This window comes from Rheinheimera mangrovi (genome assembly GCF_003990335.1).
GTDB classification, from domain to species: Bacteria; Pseudomonadota; Gammaproteobacteria; order Enterobacterales; family Alteromonadaceae; genus Pararheinheimera; species Pararheinheimera mangrovi.
The window spans coordinates 924,265-950,236 of record NZ_CP034683.1 but is presented as its reverse complement, the minus strand read 5'-3'; the positions used below and the strand labels follow the sequence as shown (position 1 = coordinate 950,236).

At 47.6% G+C, this 25,972-nt stretch carries 18 protein-coding genes; 1 reads left to right on the top strand and 17 read right to left on the bottom strand.

Annotation, left to right across the window (positions count from 1 at the left end):
* Positions 1–183: 183 nt before the first annotated feature.
* The 17 genes from EK374_RS04415 to EK374_RS04335 form a co-directional block, all read right to left on the bottom strand.
* Positions 184–3,252 carry a TonB-dependent receptor gene (locus EK374_RS04415; RefSeq protein ID WP_206099284.1) on the bottom strand — a complete coding sequence of 1,023 codons (3,069 nt, stop codon included), beginning with the start codon at positions 3,250–3,252 and terminating at the stop codon, positions 184–186.
* A 114-nt stretch (positions 3,253–3,366) separates the two neighbouring features.
* Positions 3,367–3,564: a hypothetical protein gene (locus tag EK374_RS04410; protein WP_127020495.1), complete on the bottom strand. Its 198-nt coding sequence runs from the start codon at positions 3,562–3,564 to the stop codon at positions 3,367–3,369.
* Between the two features lie 18 nt (positions 3,565–3,582).
* Positions 3,583–5,205 (bottom strand): NADP-dependent glyceraldehyde-3-phosphate dehydrogenase, encoded by a 1,623-nt coding sequence (locus tag EK374_RS04405; protein ID WP_127020493.1) that lies wholly within the window; start codon positions 5,203–5,205, stop codon positions 3,583–3,585.
* A gap of 13 nt (positions 5,206–5,218) precedes the next feature.
* On the bottom strand, positions 5,219–6,169 hold the full coding sequence (locus EK374_RS04400) for a sugar kinase (RefSeq protein WP_127020491.1): 951 nt from the start codon (positions 6,167–6,169) through the stop codon (positions 5,219–5,221).
* A 22-nt stretch (positions 6,170–6,191) separates the two neighbouring features.
* Positions 6,192–6,848: a bifunctional 4-hydroxy-2-oxoglutarate aldolase/2-dehydro-3-deoxy-phosphogluconate aldolase gene (gene eda, locus EK374_RS04395; protein ID WP_127020488.1), complete on the bottom strand. Its 657-nt coding sequence runs from the start codon at positions 6,846–6,848 to the stop codon at positions 6,192–6,194.
* Positions 6,845–8,344 carry a mannitol dehydrogenase family protein gene (locus EK374_RS04390; RefSeq protein ID WP_127020486.1) on the bottom strand — a complete coding sequence of 500 codons (1,500 nt, stop codon included), beginning with the start codon at positions 8,342–8,344 and terminating at the stop codon, positions 6,845–6,847. Before EK374_RS04390 ends, eda begins: the two co-directional genes overlap by 4 nt.
* Before the next feature lie 10 nt (positions 8,345–8,354).
* Entirely contained in the window at positions 8,355–9,779 is a 1,425-nt protein-coding gene (gene uxaC, locus EK374_RS04385; protein WP_127020484.1) for a glucuronate isomerase, read from the bottom strand.
* Between the two features lie 9 nt (positions 9,780–9,788).
* Positions 9,789–11,336 carry a UxaA family hydrolase gene (locus EK374_RS04380; protein ID WP_127020482.1) on the bottom strand — a complete coding sequence of 516 codons (1,548 nt, stop codon included), beginning with the start codon at positions 11,334–11,336 and terminating at the stop codon, positions 9,789–9,791.
* Between the two features lie 53 nt (positions 11,337–11,389).
* On the bottom strand, positions 11,390–12,826 hold the full coding sequence (locus EK374_RS04375) for a glycoside hydrolase family 28 protein (RefSeq protein WP_127020480.1): 1,437 nt from the start codon (positions 12,824–12,826) through the stop codon (positions 11,390–11,392).
* 210 nt (positions 12,827–13,036) lie between these two features.
* Positions 13,037–16,000 (bottom strand): ligand-binding sensor domain-containing diguanylate cyclase, encoded by a 2,964-nt coding sequence (locus EK374_RS04370; protein WP_164731816.1) that lies wholly within the window; start codon positions 15,998–16,000, stop codon positions 13,037–13,039.
* 105 nt (positions 16,001–16,105) lie between these two features.
* Positions 16,106–17,143 carry a LacI family DNA-binding transcriptional regulator gene (locus EK374_RS04365; protein ID WP_127020476.1) on the bottom strand — a complete coding sequence of 346 codons (1,038 nt, stop codon included), beginning with the start codon at positions 17,141–17,143 and terminating at the stop codon, positions 16,106–16,108.
* A gap of 12 nt (positions 17,144–17,155) precedes the next feature.
* On the bottom strand, positions 17,156–17,932 hold the full coding sequence (locus tag EK374_RS04360) for an IclR family transcriptional regulator (protein ID WP_127020474.1): 777 nt from the start codon (positions 17,930–17,932) through the stop codon (positions 17,156–17,158).
* A gap of 9 nt (positions 17,933–17,941) precedes the next feature.
* The gene (locus EK374_RS04355; protein ID WP_127020472.1) at positions 17,942–19,237 is read right to left on the bottom strand and encodes a TRAP transporter large permease; all 1,296 of its coding nucleotides are present in this window, start codon (positions 19,235–19,237) and stop codon (positions 17,942–17,944) included.
* Complete coding sequence (locus EK374_RS04350; RefSeq protein ID WP_127020470.1) at positions 19,237–19,737, bottom strand: TRAP transporter small permease; 501 nt, start codon at positions 19,735–19,737, stop codon at positions 19,237–19,239. The genes EK374_RS04355 and EK374_RS04350 overlap by 1 nt, the downstream gene beginning before the upstream one ends.
* Positions 19,730–20,746 (bottom strand): TRAP transporter substrate-binding protein, encoded by a 1,017-nt coding sequence (locus EK374_RS04345; protein WP_127020468.1) that lies wholly within the window; start codon positions 20,744–20,746, stop codon positions 19,730–19,732. The genes EK374_RS04350 and EK374_RS04345 overlap by 8 nt, the downstream gene beginning before the upstream one ends.
* 274 nt (positions 20,747–21,020) lie before the next feature.
* Entirely contained in the window at positions 21,021–21,863 is an 843-nt protein-coding gene (gene kduI, locus EK374_RS04340; protein WP_127020466.1) for a 5-dehydro-4-deoxy-D-glucuronate isomerase, read from the bottom strand.
* Between the two features lie 34 nt (positions 21,864–21,897).
* A complete protein-coding gene (locus EK374_RS04335; RefSeq protein ID WP_127020464.1) occupies positions 21,898–22,656 on the bottom strand; it encodes an SDR family oxidoreductase in 759 nt (252 codons plus the stop codon).
* Between the two features lie 424 nt (positions 22,657–23,080).
* Here EK374_RS04335 and EK374_RS04330 point away from each other — a divergent pair, with 424 nt between their 5' ends.
* The gene (locus EK374_RS04330; protein ID WP_127020462.1) at positions 23,081–25,858 is read left to right on the top strand and encodes a TonB-dependent receptor; all 2,778 of its coding nucleotides are present in this window, start codon (positions 23,081–23,083) and stop codon (positions 25,856–25,858) included.
* The last annotated feature ends 114 nt before the right edge of the window (positions 25,859–25,972 follow it).

Here is a 25,972-nt window from a genome sequence, read left to right as displayed (position 1 = left end):
TGTTGCCACTGTTGCTGATCCACGACTTGGTTGCGCCAGTCAGGCGTTAGTTCCGACTCTACAGCAACAGCCTGCCGGATACTCAGACATAGCATCAAAAAAAACCATAGTGTTTTCATCACAACTCCGGAATAAAGTAAAGCCAACATCAGGTTGGCCTTACTTTTAACTCATTGACTCAGCTCAGAATGAACCCCGAACCCCAACCAGATACTGCCGGCCAGTCAACAAGTACTCAGCTGGCCTTGGCGTGTAGACATCATTCCATTGCTCTGTCGCAGCATTGGTCAGGTTAATAGCTTCGAAAGACAAAGACAGATTGTCGTTAATTTCGTAGCGGGACGAGAAATTCAGCTGGCCTTTATCACCGTAACCCCGGCCAAAACTGGACTCATCTTTGTACTTATTCAGATACTCTTTGATATAGTTTTCCCGGAAATTATAAGAGATACGGGCACTCCACTGATCTTGTTCATAATACAAGGTTGCGTTGTAGCTCAGGCGCGATGTCTCTTCAGCCATCATACTGCTCACTACATTGGTGAAGGGATCTTCAATATCTCTTTTGTAGTCAATCCAGGTCAGATTAGATTGCCAGCCAAAAGCATTAAAAGGTTCAGGTAAAAAACTAAAAGGTTGCTGATAGATAAACTCAGCCCCCAATACGCCTTCCGCCGGAGTATTTTGCAGTTGGGTCACATCCCAGGTGATAGTTGCAGGGTCTACGCCCCCTAAATCTATGCCCATAGCCTGTAACTGGGCTGTATTAAACACCTCTTGCGACGAGCCTTTGCTTAACCCGGTAATATTTTTATGAAACACCGCCAGCGCCAGCAGAGACTCTTCAGCAAAGTACCATTCCAGAGCCAGATCGATCTGATTCGACTCGTAAGGCTTTAACGTAGGGCCTGCACCTAATTCAATAGTAGCCGTAGGATCTTTTGAATCCGGAGTATTTACTTTGATAGCAGAGGCCAAATCCGCAATTGCTGGCCTGGTTATGGCTTGTGACAAACTTAAACGAGCGACCAAATCATCTGTCAAATCATAGGCCAGGTTCAAAGACGGCAACACGTCATTACTTTCGCTGACAGTCTCGCGAAAACCATATCCTGCAGCTAGAGCTGCACCATCACCTCGTCCTGCGGTATATCCGTCAGCGTAGATATGGTCCAAATTCACAATACGTGAGGTGTTGGTATTATCCAACACCCGAACCCCAATATTGCCGCGAAGCTCACTGTCCCAGAGCTGCTTCACAAAATCCAGCTGCAGATAAGCGCCAGTCACCTTTTCTTCGACCTCATAAGTAGAGGCATAACGTTCTTTGGCTTGAAATATGGCTTCATCTGCGAAAACAGCCAGTACTTTGTTGTAATCTGCGGTCAGCCAGCTACCGGCATTCAGCGTTGAAGAGCCGGGTACTGATGCTGCATTGCCAAAATGCTGGCCTGCCTGGCTTAACGACAAAGCATACAAAGCACCTGCAGTTTTATCCGCGTCCATTTGTTGCACCAAAACTTCTGCGCTGTCACCACTGGTTTTATTCGTACTGGTATTCAGTGCTTTCCAGGCGTTATCCCCTTGCACGTTCGCTGTATTAAACACTCGGTGGTTAAGACCAAACTTCAGGCTGTAATCGTCATTCAGCACATAGGTAAAACTCAACGACAAGTTGCTGTTGTCGCTATTGATCGCCTGCGTTTTTTTCCGCACCAGCCCCAAACTATATAAATCCGGGTCCAGCATCAGTTGCTGCAATTGATCAGAGGTATAGCTTTGGCCTGGAGCCTGAGCAGGAGCAAAGGCAAAAGACGGCATATCCATATTCATCACGCCACTGCCAATAGCTGTGCCGGTTTGCCCCAGCAATGCTACCGGGTCAATACTATTGTCATAACTCCAGCCAAAAGTAGAATTAAATGAATCCAGACCAAAGGTATGCTGAAACGGAATATCGAGTTTAGACTCACCATAACCAGCCAAAGCAACCAGACTCAGTTGCTCAGTCAATTGCCAGTCAGCGCTTAAAGTAACCTGATTAAAATCAGACTCAGATAAATCTTTCCGGGCTTCTGAACGGATGGGTACGCCGGATAACACTCCAGCCACAGCAGTATTGTTGCCATCAACAACCAAATTTTCTGCATATAACTTAGTTTTACTGCTGACATTGCCCCGCAGCAAGGCTGAATATTGAAACTCGTCCATCGTGCTGTCGAGTTTGGCGTGCAACAAATCCAAATTGAATTTTAATGAATCTGAAGCTTCATACTGAACAGCACCAGTCAGGCCTAACCTTTCCTGTTGTTTGTTAAAAATGGAATAACGTGGGATACGAGGTAAATACAGGCCTTCCATATTTTCATTGGTGTAAGCCCCCTTAGGCGACAACTGAAACACTGGGGCTGAGGTCAATTTATTAGTAGGAGAATCTTTGGCCCAGGACGGATTATTAATATTCCAGCGGCCGGTGGTAGAACCTTCACTTTGTACTAAACCTTCGGAATAAGCAGCGGAAAACAGCACGCCAAACTTATTATCCCAATTCTGGCTAAACATAAAGGATCCGCGAGGGGTAATTTCTTCCGCCACATCGTTGTAACGGCCATTAAGATTATAGGCAAACTTGCGGCCCTGATATTGAAAAGGTCTGGCGGTCTGTAAGTTGACATTACCTGAGATACCACCATCTTCCAGTTCTGCCGAGGTTGTTTTGTTCACGTCTATCTGAGTAAATAATTCCGACGCAAACACATTAAAATCAAAAGCCCTGCTTTTGTTTGAACCGCCGGCCGCATCTGTGGCTGCACCGGCAGACGCAGACTCCATGCCATTAATAGTAGTTTTGACGAAAGTCGCTCCCAGACCACGCAAACTGATTTGTCGGCCTTCGCCTGCATCTTGCTCTATCGCTATACCTGGGACTCTGGCGAGCGCATCGGCGATATTCAGATCTGGAAACTTGCCCAGATCTTCTGCCAAAATAGTTTCTTTCGAACCAACGGCCTCGCGTTTAGACATTAAAGCGACATTTAAACTGCCCCTAAAACCAGAGACTTCAATCCGCTCCACCTCTTCATCTTTCAAATCAGCGGAAGCTTTTGCTGCAGTCGGTTGAGGTTCTTGTTGCTGAGCTAAAGCTAATGATGGTTGCAGTACCATCCCTAAAGCACCGCTAAGCAACATAGTTTTAAATAATGGCGTAAGGCTGTAACGGCGCGCACTGCCGCTTTGAATTGTTATTTGCATTGGTATTTCCCTGTCTTTTGAGTTTTTTTAACTGCAGGTTCTGACTGCGACCTGCTTTTTTGGTCGAAATTTCTAAAAAAGCATCCTTTACCACCACGGCCACCGGTGGCATTTTTAAAAAAAGTAAAAAATATCAGTGTGTTTAAGCTGCACAGCCCCGTGGCGACGAAGCTGTAACAGCAAACTCCAAGGCTCTCGTAGCATCAAAAGCAAAGAGCCATCGGCTAAATTCACTTCATCCATTTGCCGTGCACCGGCTTGCTGCAAGGCTTTGAGGTCGGCGACATTTAACGCTACATGTTCAAAACTCATGCTGCATTTTCCACTGTGTTAAAACAGAAAATCTGTGGCTAAAAACTGTGATGAACCTTGTTTAATCATCTCTTTCATTAGCGCAATTTGTTCAGGGTTGTATTTACAGGCAACTAGCGTAGGGATCGAAAACTGCAGCAAAGCATCTTCCACTGATAGTGTGCCTTCGGCTGAATTCTTCCGGCCAGTAAAAGGGAAACTATCCGGACTGCGCTGGCATTGGCTGTTGATATTGATACGGCCGACCTGATTAGCGAACATATCCACCAGTTCACCTATTTGTTGCGCGTCCTGACCAAAAATACTCAGCTGCTGGCCGTAATCTGAATGGATCACATAATGGATCACTTCGTTGATATCGTCATAAGGCACTACGGGCACTAATGGGCCAAACTGCTCTTCCTGATACAACCTCATCTGACTATTAACCGGATACAACAAAGCCGGACGCATTAACGAGCCTGAGCTTTGACCGCCTCGTGGATTGATGACTTTAGCTCCGTGGGCAACAGCATCCGCTATTAAGCCTTGTAAAAAATCGACTTTGCCTGGCTCAGGTAAAGGCGTAATTTGCACGTTGTCGGTCCAGGGTAAACCCAGTTGCAAAGCACTGATGGCCTCTGACAGTTTTTGCACAAAAGCATCAGCAACAGAACGCTGTACAAAAAAGATTTTTAACGCTGTGCAGCGCTGACCATTAAAGGACAAAGCTCCCATCACGGCTTCTTTGACCGTTAGATTTAAATCGGCATCCGGCAACACTATGGCTGGATTTTTGGCATCTAATCCCAGTACTGCGCGCAGACGATGTGGCCGTGGATGCAGTTTTTTTAAGTCGCTGGCGCCTTTATTGGTGCCGATAAAAGCAAATAAGTCGACACTGCCACTTTCCATTAAAGCGCCAACAGTTTCGCGTCCACGCCCATAAATCACGTTTATAACGCCCGGCGGAAAAGCTTCAGCAAAGGCTTTTAATAAAGGCTGGATTAATAACACACCATATTTGGCAGGTTTAAAAATAACGGTGTTGCCCATGATCAAAGCCGGGATCAGGGTAGTAAAAGTTTCATTGAGCGGGTAGTTAAAAGGCCCCATACAAAGCGCGACACCTACAGCAACCCGGCGTATTTTGCCTAAAGTGCCCTGCTCTATCACAAAGTGGCTGGCGCTGCGGTCCTGTTGCTTTAAGGCTTGTATCGTATCGCGGATATAGTCGCAGGTGCGGTCAAACTCTTTGGCGGCATCAGGCAAAGGTTTACCAATTTCCCACATCAATAAGCGGATCACAGCCTCACGTTGCAGCAGCATAGCTGCAAGGAATTTCTCCACGGCCACCACACGTTCCATCACCGCCATAGAGGGCCAAACACCACGGCCTAAATCATAAGCCTTAAGCGCTGCATCCAAAGCGGCTTTGGCCGCAGTTTCGTCCATTAACGGCGTCGCGCCTAATAAAGTTGCGGTCAGTTCACCTGCGCTATTTCTAAGCGCTACCGGACTATAGACAGGCGCTAAATCGCCCTGCCACTGACAGAGTTTGCCGTTGAGTAAATAGTCACGCTGCTCTATCTGACCTGAGAGTTGCCACTGGGCCGGAATTTCAGCCTGGGTTGGAAAATACAAAGACAGATCAGCAGACATGACAAACTTCCTTTTAGCTAAATGTAGTTAAATTAAAACGGCTGGAAAAACTACGGAATTGCTCTTTCGTCACAATAGCTCCGGTGTGTTCTACCACAAAACTGGCTAAAGCCGCGGCATACTGGCAAGAGGCCAAAGGCGATAAGCCATTCAGGCGACCTGCGAGATAGCCGCCATTAAAAGAGTCTCCAGCTGCTGTGGTATCTACGACTTTCTTCACAGGCACGGCCGGACTCTGGAAACTGTTGCCATCGCTATAGCCCAGCACCCCGGCAGGACCATTTTTGACAATAATCTCTTTGACGCCCAGCTTCTGCAGTTGCACCAACACATCGGCAGCAGAGGTACTGCCGTACAGCACTTTATGGTCGTCCAGCCCAGGCAATGCTATATCAGACAAGGCATAAGCCTGATCAAAATTAGCCCGGCAAATTTCGGCATCGGGCCAAAGTGCGGGCCTGTAGTTTGGGTCAAATACAATTTGTACCCCCTGAGCTTTTAACTCTTTAATCAGCGCAAACAGATAAGTACGATCGTCCAGCGACAAAATAGCCAGACTGATACCTGAGAAATAAAACAGATCCGCAGGCAACAAATTGGCAATGGTGTTGTGCTGACGAAACAAGGCAAGACTTTGTTTGGCCGCAGAGCTGTCACGCCAGTAAACAAAGCTACGCTCACCAAAACAGTCGGTGTTGATCATATACAAACCAGGCCGGGCTGTTTTTGTACGAAGCACCAGGGAGCTATCGAGTTTTTCCTGTTCCAGTTGAGCAATCAGTTTGTCGCTGACTAAATCAGTGCCCACTGCGGATAAAAACTTCAGGTTCAGCTGCACTGGTGCACTGCGCTTGCAATACACAGCAGTGTTGTAGACATCTCCGGCAAAAGCCTGATGGTAGACGTTATCCACGAGCTGGAATAACTCGACCATACATTCGCCAAAAATAATGACTTGTTTCATGGATGCATCCTTAAGTTCAGCCTCAGGCCACCTGGCTATGCCGTACCCGGCTTTGTTCTGCCACAACAACAGACTGACGGGTTAATTCAGTAATGGCAGCCCAGTGTTGCTGTTGCACCAGATCTTTAGGAGACAACCAGGAACCACCTGCGACAAACACATTAGGTAAAGCTAAAAAATCTGCCAGGTTATTAAGCTGCACGCCACCTGTCGGACAAAATTTAACCTGCTGAAATATACCAGCCAAAGCTTTCAGCATGTCAATACCACCGGCTAAATGCGCAGGGAAAAACTTCAGTTCAGTTAACCCCATCTCTAGTGCCATCGCCATTTCAGAAGGAGTAGCCACACCAGGCGCTAACGCTAATTCGGTATTGATCATGGCTTTGAGTAACTCCGGCGTGCTGGCCGGACTCACCAGAAACTGTGCACCAGCTGCTTTGGCATTCCTAGCGTCTTTGGCCGATAAAATGGTACCTGCTCCTGTTAAAAGCTCCGGTACTTCAGCACGAATAGCGCTGATGCAATCTAAAGCCGCAGCAGTGCGCAATACCACTTCCACTGCTGTGACTCCACCTTGTTGCATCGCTTTAGCAATAGCCACAGCCTGGGCTGGTTGTTCAGCCTGGATAATTGGCAGCAACAAACCGCCTTTGAGTAAGGAAGATAAAGAGGTCATTCAACGATATCCTGTAAAAAAGCGGCAACATCTGTGCCTTGAGATAATAAAAGTAAAGGGCAAAGCTGTTGATAGGCAGCCGTTAGTTCAGCTTTAAAGGCATCTGACTGCTGCAAAGCAGGAGGAAACACCTGATCTAAGGCTAAAAACAATGCAGTGTCAGTCTGAGCCTCACCAGTACAAGTGGCAGCACAATTTAATAAAGTGGCAGCCAAGGGGTCGACTAAGGCCGTATCAGGTTGTTGCTGATAACGCAGCCGGATAAACAGCAGCCAGCTGGCAACCACCAGACTTAATAATTGAATAGAACGACCACTGGCTAAGTTATCCAGAATAATTGGAAACACCCGCATTGGCAGTTTTTGCGAGCCATCCCATGCAATTTGAGCCAGCAAATGCCGGATAGCAGGGTTATCAAAACGCTGGAAAATATCAGCGCTGTACTCTGCCGGGTTTAATTCAGCCGGCGCGTGGAAGGAGCCGATAATCTCTTTTTGTGCCAGTTTTTGCACAAAGCTGCGTAACTGTGGTTGCTGCATGGCATCAAACACAGTGTCCAAACCACACAAAGAGCCTAAGTAAGCCAAAGCCGAATGGGGTGCATTGAGTAACCTCAGCTTGGCTTTTTCAAAGGCTTTGACGTCCTGAGTGTAAGTCACCCCGGCCTGATGCCAGGCAGGTCTGTGGGCAGGCAGAACATCTTCAATCACCCACTGACAGAATTTTTCGCGTTTAATAGGCCAGTTGTCCTGATAACCCAGCTCTGCCGCCAGTTGTTTCGGTAGCATTTCATCTGTGGCAGGCGTAATGCTGTCCACCATAGTGCAAGGACATAACAGCTGCTGTTCCAGCCAGTTGGCCAAAGCTGGTTGCTTTTGCCGTGCAAAAGTAAGCAAAGCATTACGGAGTTTATGGCCGTTGTCGGTCAGGTTATCGCAGCTCAGCACGACAAAAGGTGGCACATTGGCGGCAAACCGCAGAGCCAACGCCTGCACTAACAAACCTATAGCTGAACGAGCTTTAACGTTAGTTTCTAAATCGTGCTGAATATCGGCGTGATTTAAATCCAGCTCACCCAAGGTATTTAAGCAGTAACCTTTTTCTGTGATGGTTAAAGTGACATAAAAGCTGGTGGGTGCGGCTAAACGCTGCAACACCTGTTCGTACTGCTCTGCAGCCACTAACAGCTCACGAATAGAACCGACCATCTGGTACTCTGTTTTTTCATCCAGCAATACCAGACTGTATAAACCCTGTTGCGGTGTTAAAGCTTTGGCTAAATCGTTCGATCGCATCGACACCACAGAAATACCCCAGTCACCGCCGTATTTCAGCGCGAGATCTGTGTACCAGGCCTGATGCGCCCGAAAAAAAGCACCAGGACCAATATGCACTATGCCTATGCCTGTGGCGGAAGGGTCATAGGCTGGCAATTTCAGTTTGCCGTGCAGCTGTTCCAGTAACGCTGGCTGTAAACGAGGAATATCAATGCTCATGCTTAATCCCTTAGTCCAACTGATAGGCTTGTTTTACCAACTGATAGGTCAGCTGCTGTGCCAGTTCATGGGCTTCATCTTCGTTTAAGCGATGTTCAGCCACCAAGCCAGCTAAAAAGCGGCAGTCAATGCGACGTGCCACATCATGGCGGGCCGGAATAGACAAGAATGCACGGGTATCGTCGTTAAAGCCTACGGTGTTGTAGAAACCTGCGGTTTCAGTGACCTGATGACGGAAACGCAACATACCTTCAGGGCTGTCATGGAACCACCAGGCTGGTCCCAGTTTTAATGCCGGGTAATGGCCAGCCAAAGGCGCCAGTTCACGGGCATAAGTGGTTTCATCCAGGGTGAACAAAATAATTTTCAAAGCGGCATTGTTGCCGTATTTATCCAGCAGAGGTTTTAAGTTGCTGACAAACTCTGTCGGACTTGGAATATCCGCGCCTTTGTCGGCACCAAAACGCTCAAAAATCGACGGGTTATGGTTACGGAAAGCACCTGGGTGAATTTGCATCGTCATGCCATCTTCAATGCTCATGCCCGCCATTTCTGTCAGCATTTGGCCGCGGAATAACTCAGTTTGCTCTTTGCTGGCAGTACCGGATAAACACAGCTGAAACAAAGCGCTTGCTTCATGCTCTGACAAATTGGCTGTTTTGGCTGTGGGGTGACCGTGATCCGTGGCGGTAGCGCCGTGATCGCGGAAAAACTGCCGACGAATACGCAAGGCCCGTAAATAGCCCTGCCAGCTATGCGTGTCCTGACCTGTTTGTTCGGCCAGTTTTTTGATATTGGCCAGAAAATCAGCACGGTCGGCGTCTATCACATCGTCAGGTCTGAAAGTGGTGATCACCCGTTTTTCATAACCAGTGCCTTTTAAAGCGGCATGGTGTTTCAGCGAATTCACAGCGCCTTCGGTAGTCGCAATCAGTTCAATATTAAATTTATCCAGCAAAGCACGGGGTTTAAATTCCGGTTTCACTAACTGCTCGTTGATGCTGTCGTAATACAAATCGGCGGTATCGCTGTTTAATGCGTGCTCTAACCCAAACACATCGTGAAATACGCTGTCGAGCCAAATGCGTGACGGCGTGCCACGGAACAAATGATAATTTTTGGCAAAAGTGTGGAAAATTTTGCGGTAATCCGTTTCAACCGGCGTGCCGTCTTTAGTGCGGATACCCAAAGATTCCAGCGAAATCCCCTGGCTGTACAGCATACGGAACACATAATGATCCGGCAGCAGCAGTAAGCTGGTCGCATTATCAAAATTGGCATTGCTGGCAAACCAGCTTGGGTCGGTATGGCCATGCGGGCTGACAATAGGCAAGTCTTTAATGCCGGCATACAAACGTCGGGCTATGGCGCGAACTGTTGGATCGGCCGGGAATAATCTGTCTTGATCAAGTACTAAAGGTTTAAAGTTGGCCATATAAATTCCTTACAGGGTCACGCCATTTTTCCAAATGGCAATTTCTTTGTTGTCTGATAATTCGTTTTGGGTCTGCTTGCCTGAGGCGATATCGATCAGATGACGGAAAAACTGGTAGGAAAAATCCTGCGCATTCTGGCCTTGTTGCAACAAAGCGCCGGCATCAAAATCTATCCATTGCGGTTTACGTTTGGCTAAATCGCTGTTAGACGAAATTTTAACCGTAGGCACAGGGAACCCCAGCGGTGTGCCGCGGCCCGTGGTAAACAGCAGCATGGTCGCGCCACTGGCTGCTAAAGCAGTGGACGACACCGCATCATTGCCGGGGCCTTGCAGTAAAGTTAAACCTTGCTGCTGCACTAAAGCGCCATAAGGGATCACTTGTGTCACTTTGGCAGAGCCACCTTTCTGAATGGCGCCTAAGGATTTCTCTTCCAATGTAGTTAAACCACCGGCTTTATTGCCCGGGCTTGGGTTTTCGTAAACGGGCTGTTTGTTGTCGATAAAGTACTGTTTAAAGTCGTTGACCAAAGTGACTATGTCGGAAAACACAGTTTCATTGACAGCACGGCTCATCAACACTTGTTCGGCGCCAAACATCTCCGGAGTTTCAGTCAGCACTACTTTGCCGCCTGCAGCACAGACTAAATCGGCAATACGGCCTACCAGTGGATTGGCTGTTAAACCACTTAAACCATCGGAGCCACCACATTTCATACCGACCACTAAATCGGACACAGGACAGGCAGTGCGCTTATCTTGCTGCATCAGCTGAATAAGTTCAGCCGCAGCTTCCAAGCCTTGCTCTAGTTCGTCTTCCACTTGCTGGGCGTTAAAAGAGCGTAATCGACTTTGATCCAGTTCAGGGCAGGATTTAAGTAAAGCCGCCAGTTGATTGTTTTCGCAGCCTAAACCCAGCACCAGCACTGCACCAGCATTGGGGTTTTGCATCAGGCCAGCCAATACAGCGCGGGTATGGTTTAAATCATCGCCTAACTGAGAACAGCCAAAAGGATGGGTGTACGCAAAGACGCCGTCCGTTAAACCAGCAAATTGCTGATTGGCTTTTTCGGCTATTTTCATTGCCGCACGATTGACACAACCTACTGTATTTAAAATCCATAACTCGTTACGGGTACCCACCCGGCCATTGGCGCGGCGATAACCCATAAAATGGGTAGGCAATTCGGCAGGGAATGCTAAATCATCAGCCGTGCAGCCGTGGTACTGGTATTCAATCTGATCAGACAATAAGGTTTTCAGATTATGTGAATGCACCCAGCTACCAGAGGGAATATCGTCCTGCGCTACTCCTATGGCGTAACCATATTTGATCACCGCTTCGCCTTTTTTAATCAGCTTCAACGCCACTTTATGGCCTGGCTGAATATCCTCTTTTGCCTGCACCTGTTGCCAGGGTTCGATTAATGGCTCGCCTGAAGCTAAAGGCTGTAAAACCACCAGCACATTGTCGCGTGGATGCACCTGTAACAGGCTCAACTGAATAGCGGCCGGATCGGCAATATGTGGGCTACAACCTTTTGTTTGTTCTGTCATTTTCAACCTGCTACATAGCTTGTCTATCGGTGGCAAAATTAAGTTAAAAAATACTATTCGCTTTGTTTGAGCTGAGCAGTCGTGAGTGCTTTCCCATTCAGGCTGACATTTTCCAGTTTAAAATCACTGGTATGTTGCAATACACCTAAGCTCGCCTGGCCAAAGCTGACATCCGTCATACGGATCCCGCTGATACCGGCTCGGGGTAAACCACGAATTTCAAAAGCTCGCTGGGCTTTTTTTACTCTGAAATTGCTGATACTCAGATCCTTGACTTGAGGTAAAAACTGACCCGCATCACCTTCTTCATAGTAGAAATTGATGACGATAGCGTCTTTGACTTCGCCAATTTCGATGTCATCTACTGCGACTTGCTCAATTAAACCGCCACGAACTGAGTTGGTTTTAAGACGTAAACCCCGTTCCAGATCAGGGCTGCTCATACGACAGCGCCGGGCAAATATTTGCTTGGCACCACCGGAGATTTCACTGCCAATCACGACACCACCATGACCGGATTTCATCAGGCAATCCTGGATCACCACCTGCTGAATCGGAGTAGCCAAACGACGACCATCGGCATTACGGCCAGATTTTAACGCGATACAATCATCGCCTGTATCAAACAGGCAATTTTCGATCAGTACACGCTGACAGGACTCAGGGTCGCAGCCATCGGAATTAGGACCAAAACTGACGCAGTTCACTCCACGTATCACCACATCTTTACAGAGCACAGGATTAATCAGCCAAAACGGCGAGTTACGGATAGTGACACCTTCAATCAACACTCGTTCGCACTGGTATGGCTGAATAAAAGGTGGCCTTAATCTGTTATTGTCCAGAATGCGTTTTTCAACAGGTACACCAGCTTCCGCCATAGCAAACAGCTGGTCACGGCCAGACTTTTGGTCCGTTGCCGGATCCAGCTTCCATGGCGTATGTTTCCATACTCCTTTCCAGGGCCACCAGTTTTCACCACTGGCATTGCCCTCCAGGATACCTTCGCCTGTTACTGCAATATTCTGCTGCTGATAAGCATAAATCAGAGGCGAAAAGCCCATCAGCTCCACCCCTTCCCAGCGGGTAAACACTAGCGGCAAGTAAGAGTCCGGATCGGTGACAAAAGATAAAACAGCGTTTTTTTTCAGATGCAAATTTACATTAGATTTTAAGTGCACAGGACCCGTCGACCAAACACCTTCAGGCACCACGACACGACCACCACCAGCTTGATGACAAGCCGCTATGGCTTTGGCTATCGCCTCATCACAACGTTGATTTTGCTGAGCGCCAAAAGCTGTGATGACAAAATCACGCTGTGGAAAGGATGTAAGTTTTAAATCCCGCAGTATTTGTTCTGCAACAGCCCAGATTGGATCTACAACTTTGGCTGCTGCCGATACTTGAAAATTCAGTAAAGGCTGCAGTGCCGCAGAGGCAATACCAGCTTTGAGTAAAAAACGTTTTTTCAGATCAGGTCGTAGCATCCGTTATTCCATTTTTGTTTTATCTGCATAAAGCCAGAGGAAATCATCTGATTTATGTCTGTTTAAACAGCATAATAACGCATTTGCCACCGGTAGCAAGAGATTGCCATCATTTTTTGCCACCGATGGCAACTGGTCAGAGAACTTCAGAAGGAAGATTCCATTATTGAAATCAAAGCAACAGAAAACTGACATTGCTGAACAGAGATCTCAGGCAGCGCAGACTCTGTTACGGCCTTGTTGTTTTGCCTGATACAAGGCTTGGTCCGCTAAAAACAGCAGTTGTTTGGCGTCAGTTAATTCGTCACTGATGGCAATACCAATACTGACAGTAATACAGAGTTCTTGCGCTATATCCAGCCAGTCCAATGCCATAATCTCCAGACGCAAGCGTTCGCATACCTGTTGCGCCTGCTCCAGACTGGTGGATGGCATCAGCAAAGCAAACTCTTCTCCCCCCCAACGGGCGGCACAGTCGACGGAGCGGGAATGCTGACGGATTTTTTCAGCAATAGCCGCCAGTGCCAGGTCGCCGGCATTATGCGACCAGGTATCGTTAATGACTTTGAAGTGATCGATATCGATAAATGCCAAAGCAAGCGGCTGTTTCAAGCGTTGAGAGCGGGTAAATTCTTTACTTAATACTTCATCAAAAGCCCGGCGGTTGGCGAGGCCAGTCAAACCATCCTGTCGCGCCTGTAATGCCAAGGCTAAAGTTTGTTGATGCAATTGGGCTAACAAGGCTGACTTTTCTTCATCTGCCGCCTGCAGGCTATTGGCCTTTTGCTGCAACTCTGCAGTTTTTTCCTCCACCTGACGCTTTAAACGCTGCTGAGAATGGCGCAGGCTGGACATACGCCAATACAACAGTAACAACAAAACCGCCAGGACTGACAATGCGCTCAGCCACTGAAAATTTCGGGTTTGCCACCAATGCGGATGTTTAATCAATTCTATGCGAGCCGCTTTACTCCATTCACCGCCTGGGTTCGCGGCCTGAACTAAAAACTCATAACGCCCTGGCGCAAGATTGGTGTATTCCGCAAAGTTTTGCTGCCCTCTATCCAGCCAGTTGGCGTCAAAACCAACCAATCTGCTGCGATATTGAATACGGTCAGGCATCACATAACCTAAACCTGCAAAATGTAATTCCACTCTGTCACTATCGGGTTGCAACTCCATGCTGCCACTGATTTTTTGTGTAACGCCATTGACCAGCAACTCTTCCAACACGACCGGCGGAACTGTTTCAGCAAACCCAGCTAAACGATCAGGCTGTACTCTGCTGACGCCTGAAGCGGTGGCAAACCATAAAGAACCATCCTGAGCCAACATAGCGGCTGGATTTGAGCCGCCATTGGCCTGAGCACTGAGCATGCCGTCACTTTCACCATATAACTCGTATGCAACTCTTGCAGCGGTGCCATCAGCTACAGCATTCGCGCTCTGCTGGCTGATGCGTAAAATACCTCTGTTACTGCTCAGCCAAAGATTGCCATGTAAATCGGCTTGCACCTGAAAAATTTTATCAAATGGCATACCAGCCTTACGGCCGACCAGAGACAACTCAGCCGTATCTAATCGATAACGCGCTAAACCACGATCTGTAGCCAACCACAGCAGCTGTTGTTCAGCTTGTTCGAAAAAATCAAAGGCATATTCAGTTTGATCGAGCTGTGACAACGGCAAAGGCTCAAACTTGCCGTTCACAAGGCGGGTTACACCTGTGCCTGTGCCTATCCAGAGCACATCACCAATCTTATGCAAAGCCACCACAAAGTCAGCCGTTAAGCCTTCCCTTGTGGTGTAACTCTGCATCTGCTGAGCATGATAATGATTCAGGCCTTGTGCTGTACCCAGCCAGATAGAACCTTCCTGCAAAGGCAAAATAGCCCGAACTTCGTTGGATAATAAACCTGAACTGCGGTCCAGCAATTTTGTCAGCTTACCGTCGCTGTACTGAAAGACTCCGGAAGAGTAAGTGCCAATCAGTACATCACCCCTTGCGGTTTCGGCCAGGCTCAACACTGATTGTTCTGGCAGCAGGTTTTGCTCTGTCAACAGCTTGCCGTTCAGGTAACGCGCCACGCCGCGCGCTGTACCTATCCAGATACTGCCATCTGAATGTTGTAGTACTGTACGGACAAAATTATCAGGCAGGCCCTGTTCTGTGCTTAATGTGGCGAAAGGCGCATCACGCAAACGGAATAATCCCCCATTGGTGCCTAACCAAATGCTATGTTCATTGTCTTGATAAATCGCCAGCACTCTGTTGTTTGGCATACCATGTTTGGCCGTTAGCTGCTCTAAACCATAGTTACTTAAACGAAAAACGCCCTCTTCAACAGTACCAATCCAAAGATCATCCTGGTGATCAACCAATAGTCTGGATATGGCTGTTTGTTGAAGTTCTGACTGCACTACGACAAAGTGTTCACCTTGTTGCCGGTACAAGCCACGCTCAGTTCCCAAATACAGTTGGTTTTTGTAGAACGCCAAAGCAAAAATGGGCAGCTTGGGGCTGTTTTCAACAGAACTCAGTTTGCCTTGCTGCAAATAAGCTAAACCTTCAGCAGTCCCCAGCCACAGCCCATCTTTATCATCATGCAGCATGCTGTAAAGGGTATTGCTGGGTAAGCCATGATGCCTTGTCCATTGCTGGCGTGAACCATCCCTCTGCAGACAAAATAAACCTCCACCTTCAGTACCTACCCAAAGCTGCCCTTTTGCATCCCCCCGCACTTCATTAACCAAAGCTGACACTGGATCCACAGACCGCCACTGCTGATCCTGCAGTAATGCTAAACCGCCCCGGGAGCCTCCTAACAATAAGCGGCCTTTTGGATCTAAATGCAAAGCTCTGATGCCTGAATCCGGCAGGCCGGTTTGCTGTTCACGACCATACACTTTAAATTCACGGCCGTTATAGCGAGCCACACCTTCCCAGGTCGCAAACCAAAGGTAACCGTCCGGAGTCTGGCTTATGCTGTTAATCGTATTGTGAGGTAAGCCCTGACGTGTACTCCAGCTTTCGCGGAAGTAATCTGTTAAGGCTGCAGTTGCGGCAGACGCAGAAAATGACAGGGATAAAAAAAGCGACAGTAAAAGTGCAGTGCAAGCAACACTGAACTTTTTATTGTGCAAGAAGTTGATAAAATTTGTAAAAGTAAACATCTGCGCCATCCCAGCCAGAAGATGGTTTCATTTTTTCTAATAAAACCACCTTACTCTATTTTTCTGTCAGGGAACACTAAAAAAGTAAAAGCACAGCTGAGGTAATTACAACACCACCACTGCGGCCTGAGCCGTCGACTCGCGCACGACCAGAGTTGGAGCCACCTTGGCTGCAACTTGTTGAGCTGCTTTATCATTCTGCTCAATCACCATAATCATTTTGGTGGTTGCCAACTGAGCCATTTGTCGCACCGGGCGCTTGATGGTCGTTAAAGCAGGTATCACTCGGGACGCCAGTAAGTTGTCATCAAAACCAGCGACAGACAGCTGTTGTGGAATGGCAATACCCATTTGATGCGCCACTTTCAGTACACCAGCCGCCATTTGATCGTTATTGGCAAAAATAGCTGTAGGTAAAGGGCTTTGGCTCAACAGGCTGCGGGCGCACTCAATACCTGTTTCGTAGGTGTTATTACCCTCCATGATGCGTTCCGCTTTCAGCGCTATACCGTAAGCCGACAAGCCTAATTTAAAACCCTCCATCCGCTCAGTGGAGGATTTATAGCGCTGTGGACCACTGATAAATGCAATATCCTGATGACCTAACTGAGCAAAATAACGCGCCATTTCAGCGGCTGCAGACCGGTCATCCGACACCACTATGTGTTTAGCTTCATCTATAGCAACAGAGGTCAACCGCACATAAGGGCGCCCGGCATTTTTTAGTGCGTCAGCCAAAGACTCCAGTTCGGACACTGGAGGTAAAACTATCACACCATCCAGTTTGGATCTGTTGATAAAATTCAGGCAATCCTGCACCAGGGTTTCACTGCGATAACGACAAGGATGCACCACAAGCTCGTAGCCCAGAGTCGAGCATATTTCCAGCACACCGCGCTGAACATCATCTAAATACAATGCATCCGGGTTATCGTAAATTAAGCCTAATAAATACGAGCGGCTGGATGCTAAACCACGGGCCTGGGTATTTGGTGAATAATTCAGTTCAGCGATAATTTTTTCGACTCTGACTCTGGTGCTGTCACCCACACTTAAAGAGCCATTGATCACCCGCGACACTGTGCGTTTGGATACACCTGCCAGACGGGCCACATCATTAATGGTCGAACTTTTTTGTATCATCCACTTGTCCTGTTATTTATCATTGGCCAGCAAAGCGGGCCTGTAGCATGCCAGACTAATATCAATAGCAGCTTGTTTCACCGTCGCAACCACTAGTGGTAAACGTTGCTTGCACAAAATAGTCGCCAACCCTGTGACTCCAACACAAGCCACTACTATGCCCTGCGCATTACGTATAGGCACTGCGATACAGCGCACATTGGGTTGATACTCCTGATCGTCTACCGCGTAACCCCGACCTAAAACACTTTGCAATTCTACTCGCAAGCGATTCAGATCGGTAATGCTTTGTGGCGTTCGGGCTGGCATTTGCTGCAAACCTGGCAAAGTAGCCAGTTGATCAAAGTAGTTAAATGCCAGAAACACTTTGCCACCGGCAGAACAGTGCAAATCGGCCAGAAATCCAGGCCGTGCAGCCAAATGGCTTGGGTTGGGACTATCACAAACTTCAGCTATTAAAGCGCCATCAGGCCTGGGCAATGCCAGATGGCTGGTGAGGCCAGTGCTTATGGTCAGCTTATGTAACACGGGCACAGCCAGTTGATGCAAATGATGATGCTGCAATAAATCCAGCCCCATTTTGTATAAACTGCTGCCTACCCGATACTTTTTACCTTCTTTGTACAGCATTTGTTGCTGACAAAGGGTTTGTAAAATACGAAAAGCGCTGGTTCTGGGTACCTGCAGTTGCTGCTCAAGCTGAGATAAAGTTAAACCAGAACCTGATGCCGCCACCAACTCCATCATGCGGCAGGCATTGGCAAGATTTGGGATCAAATAACTGGTCATGAATCCCCCCTACAGCCCAAACAAATTAGGCAAAAATTCACTGATAGCTGGTACATAAGTCACAAGCAATAACACCACCACCATAGCTGCATACATAGGCAACAGCGGCTTAATTAAAGACTCGAGCTTAGTTTTAGCCACAGCACAGGCGACAAAAAGCACACTGCCGACCGGAGGCGACACTAAACCAATAGACAGGTTTAAAATCATCATGATGCCAAAATGCAGCGGGCTCATGCCAAGCTCCACCGCTACTGGCAGAAAGATAGGCGTGAATATCAGCACTGCTGGTGTCATATCCATAAAAGCGCCCACCACCAGCAAAATAATATTGATCAATAACAAAATCAGTAGCGGGTTCTCACTTAAGGTCAACAAACCCTGACTAACAGTTTGCGGAATATTCTCGTAGGATAAAATCCAGGACATAGCAGCAGAAGTGGCAATTAAAGCCATAACTATGGCTGTAGTTTCAGCGGATTTCAGCAAGATAGCAGGCAGTTCTTTTACCTTCACTTCACGGTAAACACAAACTGCCAGAATAAAGGAATAAACAACGGCAATAGCACCAGCTTCTGTTGCGGTAAAAGCGCCACTGATAATGCCACCTATCACCAAAACAATCATCAGTAAGCTTGGAATAGCTGCAGCCAGCTTGCTAAAGGTTAAAGACAAAGGCAGACGTGCAGCCAGCGGGTAACCTTTCATTTTGGCGTAACCGGCACAAACCAGCATCAACCCTATACCTAGCAAAATACCTGGCAAATAACCCGCCACAAATAAGGCGGCAATAGATACACCGCCGCTGGCGATAGCATATACGATCATAATATTGCTAGGAGGTATCAGCATACCTGTAGTTGCAGCCGCCGCTGTTACCGCAGCGCTGTAGTCAACGTCATAGCCCTGCTTTTTCATCTCGGGCACCATAAAACTGCCTATAGCAGAAGTGGCTGCTACCGCAGATCCTGAAATAGCGCCAAACAACATACAAGACAACACGTTCACTAGTGCCAGACCACCTGGTAAACTACCCACCAAAGCCATAGCAGCTTCAATTAAGCGTTTGGCAATACCGCCCCGCCCCATTAAAAGCCCTGAGAGTACAAAAAACGGAATGGCCAGCAAGGCAAAGCTATTTAAGCCACCCGCCATACGCTGCGCCAATGTAGTGACGGCCGGTAACAAATCCATAGAAAGGAGCATAGTGCACAAGGTGGCTAAGCCAATGCAAAAGGAAATAGGCACGTTCAGTAATAACAACACAAAAAATACACTAATTAAAATAAGTGCAGACCATTCCATTATTCAGACTCCTCTGCCGGGACTAATTGAATTTTTGCCGCCAGACAGCGCAGCTGACATAAACCATAAAAAGCGATCAAAACCCCGGCCAAAGGCAAGACCAGATAAATCCAGGCCATCCGAATACCTAAAGCTGCCGACATTTGGTTTAGTTCAAAAGTGAGCCATACCAGTTCGCCACCGCCCCACACCATCACTACGGAGGAGAACACCACCACAGCAGCTGTCAGCACAAAAGCAATACGGTGTTGCCATAGAGCGGGCATCCGGCTGGTCACAATATCCAGGCCCAAATGCTGACCAGTGCGATAGGCATAAGCTGCACCCAACATTGCAATCCACAATAATAAACAACGGGCAATTTCTTCGGTCATAGAACTGGGATCGCTTAACACAAAGCGAGACAATACTTGCCAGCACACCACTAACACTATGATGGCCATTAACAACATTAAACTTCGCTTCAATACCCAGTCGACAAGCAGTACTAATTTAGTCATTGGACACCCCCACTATTTCAGCCGGAACTAACGCAATTTCAGCCACCAGGTTCCCCACTTCGGTGCCCTGCAGAGATTGATGCAACGGCTTGACTGCTGCTGCAAAAGCGGCCTTATCCGGATAAATAACTTCCACGCCAGCAGCTTTGACTTTCGCTAAGGCATCATCACTGGCCTCTTGCCACAATTCACGCTGATAACGTACTGAATCGTTCATGGCTTGTTGCACCCAGCCTTGCTGCTGTGCATTCAGGCTTTTCCAGACAGGCAAACTCATTAAAATCACGTCCGGCACTGAGGTATGTTCGTCCAGACTGTAGTATTTGGATAACTCGTAATGACGGGATAAATAAAAACTGGGGGGATTGTTTTCTGCACCATCCACCACTCCTTGTTGCAAAGCTGTATAGAGCTCGCCCCAATCAACAGGTGTCGCGGCGCCACCTAAGGTTTGTACCATCTGTACAGCTGTCTGGCTGTTAGGTACCCGAAATTTTAAGCCTTTTAAATCAGCGGGCAGATGCACAGCCTTGTTCGTGGTATAAAAGCTACGACTACCTGCGTCGTAATAACCCAACCCATGCAAGCGGGCGCTGTGCATCGAGTTGAGCAAATCCTGGCCTATGGAGCCGTTTAACACAGCCCATAAATGTGCACTGTCTCTGAACACATATGGCACACTAAACACCTGCATCTTAGGGACAAAACCTTCAAGCGGACTGGCGGAAACTTTGGTTAAGGCCAGACTGCCAATTTGTAGCAGTTCAATCAGTTCACGCTCTGAACCAAGCTGGCCACCGCTATAGATCTGAATATGCATCTGACCAGCAGAATAATGTTCCAGCCGCTCTGCCATATAGAGCATTGCTTTGTGCACCACATGCTCCTGATCCAGCGAATGCCCCATACGTAAGGTGATCTGCTCTTGCTGGCGCTGACAGCCTGTCGCAAATAGCAGAGTCGCCAAACCGCAGCACAGCAGCATGCCGCGCAGTGAAAAGAATTTCATCGTCTAACCTACCTGTTGTTTTCCCCGTCGTACTTGAAGCTGCAGCTTTGTTGACGAAGTTCTCTCGCCCCAATCACATAGGGCTACTATGTTCATGGGGACTCAAGCCCTCGTCGCCTCCCTGTAACTCCAATTACTTAGGGGATCTCTCTTTGTTATAAGTCAGCGCTCGTACTGCTGGCGCTGTCGAAGGGCACACTGTCTATTGCAGTGATTGCTGCCCTGTTTTACTAAGTGGTTACAAAACGAAGCTCTCCCCAGAGCTCCGTTACCCTTATCTCAATTGATCAGGGCCAAATTTATCCATGTCGTGATAATCCAGATTTTCACCTGCCATGCCCCAGATAAAGGCATAGCTGCCGGTACCCACACCGCTGTGGATTGACCATGGCGGAGACACCACAGCCTGATCATTGCCCATCCACAAATGGCGGGTTTCCTTGGGTTCACCCATAAAGTGGCACACTGCCTGACCAGGTGTCAGATCAAAATAGAAATACGCTTCCATCCGTCTGTCATGCTGATGCGCTGGCATGGTATTCCATACGCTGCCCTGACTGAGCACTGTTAAGCCCATCTGCAGCTGGCAGGTTTGCACTACTTCTTTAATCATTAACTGATAAATAATGCGCTCGTTACTGGTGGCCAAAGCGCCCATCTCCAGCTTTTTACAATCATGCATCCGCACGTGCTGAACCGGATATGCGTGATGAGCAGGGGTAGAATTTAAGTAAAACTTTGCGGGTTCCTGCGCGTTTACGCTATGGAAACTGACATTTTTACAGCCCATACCGACATACAACGCTTCTTTATTCGCCAGCTCGTATTTGTTGCCGTCGACTTCAACAAAACCAGTGCCACCAACATTGATCACTCCCAGTTCACGGCGCTGCAAAAAAAACTCAGCTTTGAGCGCGTCTACGGTTTGCAGTACCACAGGCGCTTTCACTGGTACGGCACTGGCAACAATCAAACGTTCATAGTGGGTGTAACACAGCACCAACTGATCAGCCTGCATCAGGTTGTCGATCAGAAAGTTCTGCCGTAGCTTTTCGGTGTCGTAGTGTTTGACATCGTTCGGCGCTGTAGCAAAACGGTTTTCAAAAATTACATTCATTTTATTCTCCTGAGTTCACCGGCATAAATTAGCCTTAACGGGCCAGCCAGCCTCCATCCACAGCCAACACATGGCCATTGATATAATTACTGGCGCTGCTTGCCAAAAACACAGCTGCGCCTGCTAAATCTTCGGGTTCTCCCCAACGACTTGCTGGGATCCGCGCCAAAATCGCCTGATTACGAGCCTGGTCCTGCTGCAAAGCAAAGGTATTGTCAGTACGGAAATAACCTGGAGCTATCGCATTGATATTTAACCCTGAAGCAGCCCATTCATTGGCTAAAGCTTTGGTTAAACCTGTAATGGCATGTTTGCTTGCGGTATAAGCTGGCACGGTAATGCCACCGCTGTATGACAACATCGACGCAATATTAATGATTTTACCCTGACCCCGTTTAAGCATTTCAGCCCCCAGCAACTGGCTTAACAAAAAGGCTGAATCCAGATTCACCCGCATTACGTTTTGCCACTCTTGGATTGGATAATCCACCGCAGGCGCACGGAAAATAGTGCCCCCACAGTTCACCAAAATATGGACTGGTCCCATAGCTAAAGCCTGCTGAGCCAAAGAACGCACCTGCTCCAAATCCGACAAATCGGCAGCTAACGCAAAGGCCTGACCACCCTGAGCCTCAATCTCAGACGCCGTAGCGCTGGCGCCCTCTATTTGAGAGCTACAACAAATCACAGTAGCTCCAGCTTGGGCCAAAGCATGCGCAATGGCTTTACCTAAACCACGGCTGGCACCGGTAACTAATGCCCTTTGCCCATTTAACGAAAATAAAGCCGACATTCTTTGACTCCTATTTTTTATCTGAATCGCTGCTGCAGACTGTTACAACATGAGGACAGCATCTGGGCCCATTTAACGCTCAAAATGTCCGTGATCTTTAGCTCAATCAGAATTAATTTCACATCTGGAACAAAACCTATTTTATCTGCGGCCCAAATGTGCAACATTGTCAATACAAAACAATAAGTTAACCATCAACACTAAATAAAACCTTAGAACAAGACTGATTTTTTTTTGTGCGACGTTTGACAGTAATCTAAGCTTGGTGTTAGCTTTTTGCCATCGGTGGCACAAAATTGCAAGCATTTTTTGCCACCGGTAGACAAAATCAACAGGGAGTCGCACAAAGCGTCTTCCATTATTAAAAATACAGCTGGCATGTACTGGCTGAACGCTTTGAACCAGACAGGACGAGGTAGATATCATGGCAAAATCCAACACGCCATTTCACCCGAATAAAGTTGCGCTAGCTTTAGCTATTGCAGGTTGTACTTCACTATTTTCTGTAGCAGCACAAGAAACTACCGAAACGAAAAAGCTGGATGAAAAAATTGAAGTGATCGAAGTGAAAGGTAGTTTCCGCGATTCGTTATCTAATGCTTTAAATCAAAAACGCCAATCAGACGGCGCCATCGATGCCATTCTGGCTGAGGATATTGCCGACTTCCCGGATTTAAACCTGGCAGAATCGTTACAACGTATTCCTGGTATTGCCATTTCACGTGCAGCAGGCGAAGGCCGTCAGATTTCAGTGCGGGGTTTAGGCCCTGAATTTACCCGTGTTCGTATCAACGGTATGGAAGCGGTATCGACCAGCGGTGGTACTGACCAAATAGGTGGTGCAAACCGCGGCCGTGGTTTTGACTTTAATACCTTCTCCTCTGACCTATTCAGCTCTTTAACTGTGCGTAAAACCGCATCAGCCGATGTGGAAGAAGGCTCATTAGGTGCCACTGTAGACTTAAAAGCAGCCCAGCCTTTTGATTATGATGGCTTTACTTTTGCGGCTTCAGGCCAGATGGGCTACAACGATTTATCTGAAAAGTCTGATCCTAAAACTTCATTTTTAATCAGCAATATTTTTGCCGACGGCAAACTGGGTGCGTTGTTTTCCGCTTCATATTCAGAGCGTCAACTTAAAGACCAGGGCGCCAGCGCAGTACGTTGGAATAACGTCAACGACTTCGGTTTTTATCAGGGTAATGCGACAGCACCTGAACTGGACGAAATCAATAATGCATTCCGTCCACGTTTACCACGTTATGACTCCTACACCCACGACATGGACCGCTTAGGCTTAAGTTCTTCTTTCCAGTTCAGACCAAATGAAGATACAAAAATTGATTTAGATATTTTGTATGCAAAAACAGATGCCACCCGCAATGAAGTATTTTTACAGGGTATTTTAAACGCCGGTGCAAATCGTCCAACCTCAGCCACAGCGGCTTCTGGTAATACAGGCGTAATGAATGTCGTCGATTATTTCATCGACGATACCAACACCATGACCTATGGTAGTTTTGAAAATGCCACTATTCGTGCTGAAAACCGCTTTGATGAACTCAGCACTGAGTTTTTACAATACAACCTGTCTTTAAAGCAGCATTTGACCGATGACCTGAGCATGGATGCCATGATTGGTACCGCCAACTCAGAATTTGATAACCCGGTTCAAACCACATTAGTGGCCGAAAAGCGTGGTGTTGAGTTTGCCTACGATTATCGTGGTGGCAACAGAGATAATCCGGCACTGACTTATGGCGCAGGAGTATTTGAGCCGACTGGCTGGACGTCCAACAGCGTACGTTTACGTCCATTAGGTGCTGAAAATACTTTTGATACAGCAGAATTGAATTTTACCTACCTCTTGACTGATAACGTCACTTTAAAAGCAGGCTTGCACTACAAAGACTTTAGTTTTGAAACTTACGAAGCCCGTCGCAAGTCTGAAAACGGCGCAGGCATTGTGTACACGCCAGATTTGCTGATGCAACATAACTCAAGTTTAGGCAGTCAACCGGTTTGGTTAGTACCTGATTTTGCGGCTATTGACGCCCAGTATGATATTTACAGTAATGCAGGCGATTTTGCCGTCAGTGCAGACAATCGCCGTCCGGATAACTACTCAGCCAGCGAAAAAACCTTAGGCGCTTATCTGCAACTTGGATTTGATACAGACATTGCCGATATGCCATTGCGTGGTAACGTTGGTGTACGCCAGGTGAAAACAGACCAAAGCTCAACCGCCTGGGCGACTTTCGCCAGTACTCCAACTCAAATTACCGCAGAACATGACTACAACGAGTTATTGCCATCGATCAACCTGGCATTAGAGCCATGGGAAGATGTCATAATCCGTTTTGGCGCTGCTGAAGTAATGGCTCGCGCCGGTTTAGGCTCTATTCGTCCTGACGTCTCAGTTTCAGTTTCAGGGGGCAGCCGTTCTGTCTCTGGCGGCAACCCACAACTGGAACCAACAAAAGCACGCACTTATGATTTAGGCTTTGAGTTTTATTTCTCTGATGAGTCGATGTTAGGTGTAGCGTTTTTCTTCAAAGATATCGACAGCCATGTACAAACCTTACGTGAAACCAAGGCTTTTACCGCAACAGGTTTGCCTGTTCAGGCCGCAATTGACGCCTGTACTGCAGGCCCAGGTTACAATGCCGACTGTAATGAAAACGTGGACTGGCAGGTCACTACACCACTGAATGGCCCTGGCGGTGATTTAAAAGGCATGGAAGTGAGCTACCAACTGCCTTTTACCTTCTTACCTGAGTTCTGGAACAGATTTGGTTTTATTGCCAACTATACCTATGTCGACGCCCAGATGGATTATATCAATGCCGCAGGTGTGGTTCAGGCAACACGCGACTTAAACGGCCTGTCAAAAAATACCTCTGCCGCCACTCTTTACTACGAACATGAAGCCTTAAACGCTCGTGTCTCTATGGCGAAACGTGGTAAATACCTGACCACAGCTGTAGGTCGTGACAACAACGATATGGAAGGAACCAACGCCACCACTAACGTTGATGCATCAGTGTCCTACGCATTAAACGACAACTGGAAAATCAGTTTTGAAGCACTGAACCTGACCGACGAAGTGGATGACCAATGGGTAGATTCAGCAGGTAACCGCCTGACTTATTACCATGAAACTGGTCGTCAGTATTATGTAGGCGCTCAATACAAGTTTTAATTTGTCCTTCGTACTTGAAGCTGCAGCTTTGTTGACTGCGCGCTCTCGCCCCAATCACATAGGACAACTATGTTCATGGGGCCTCGCTCACTTGTCGCCTCGCTGCAACATCAA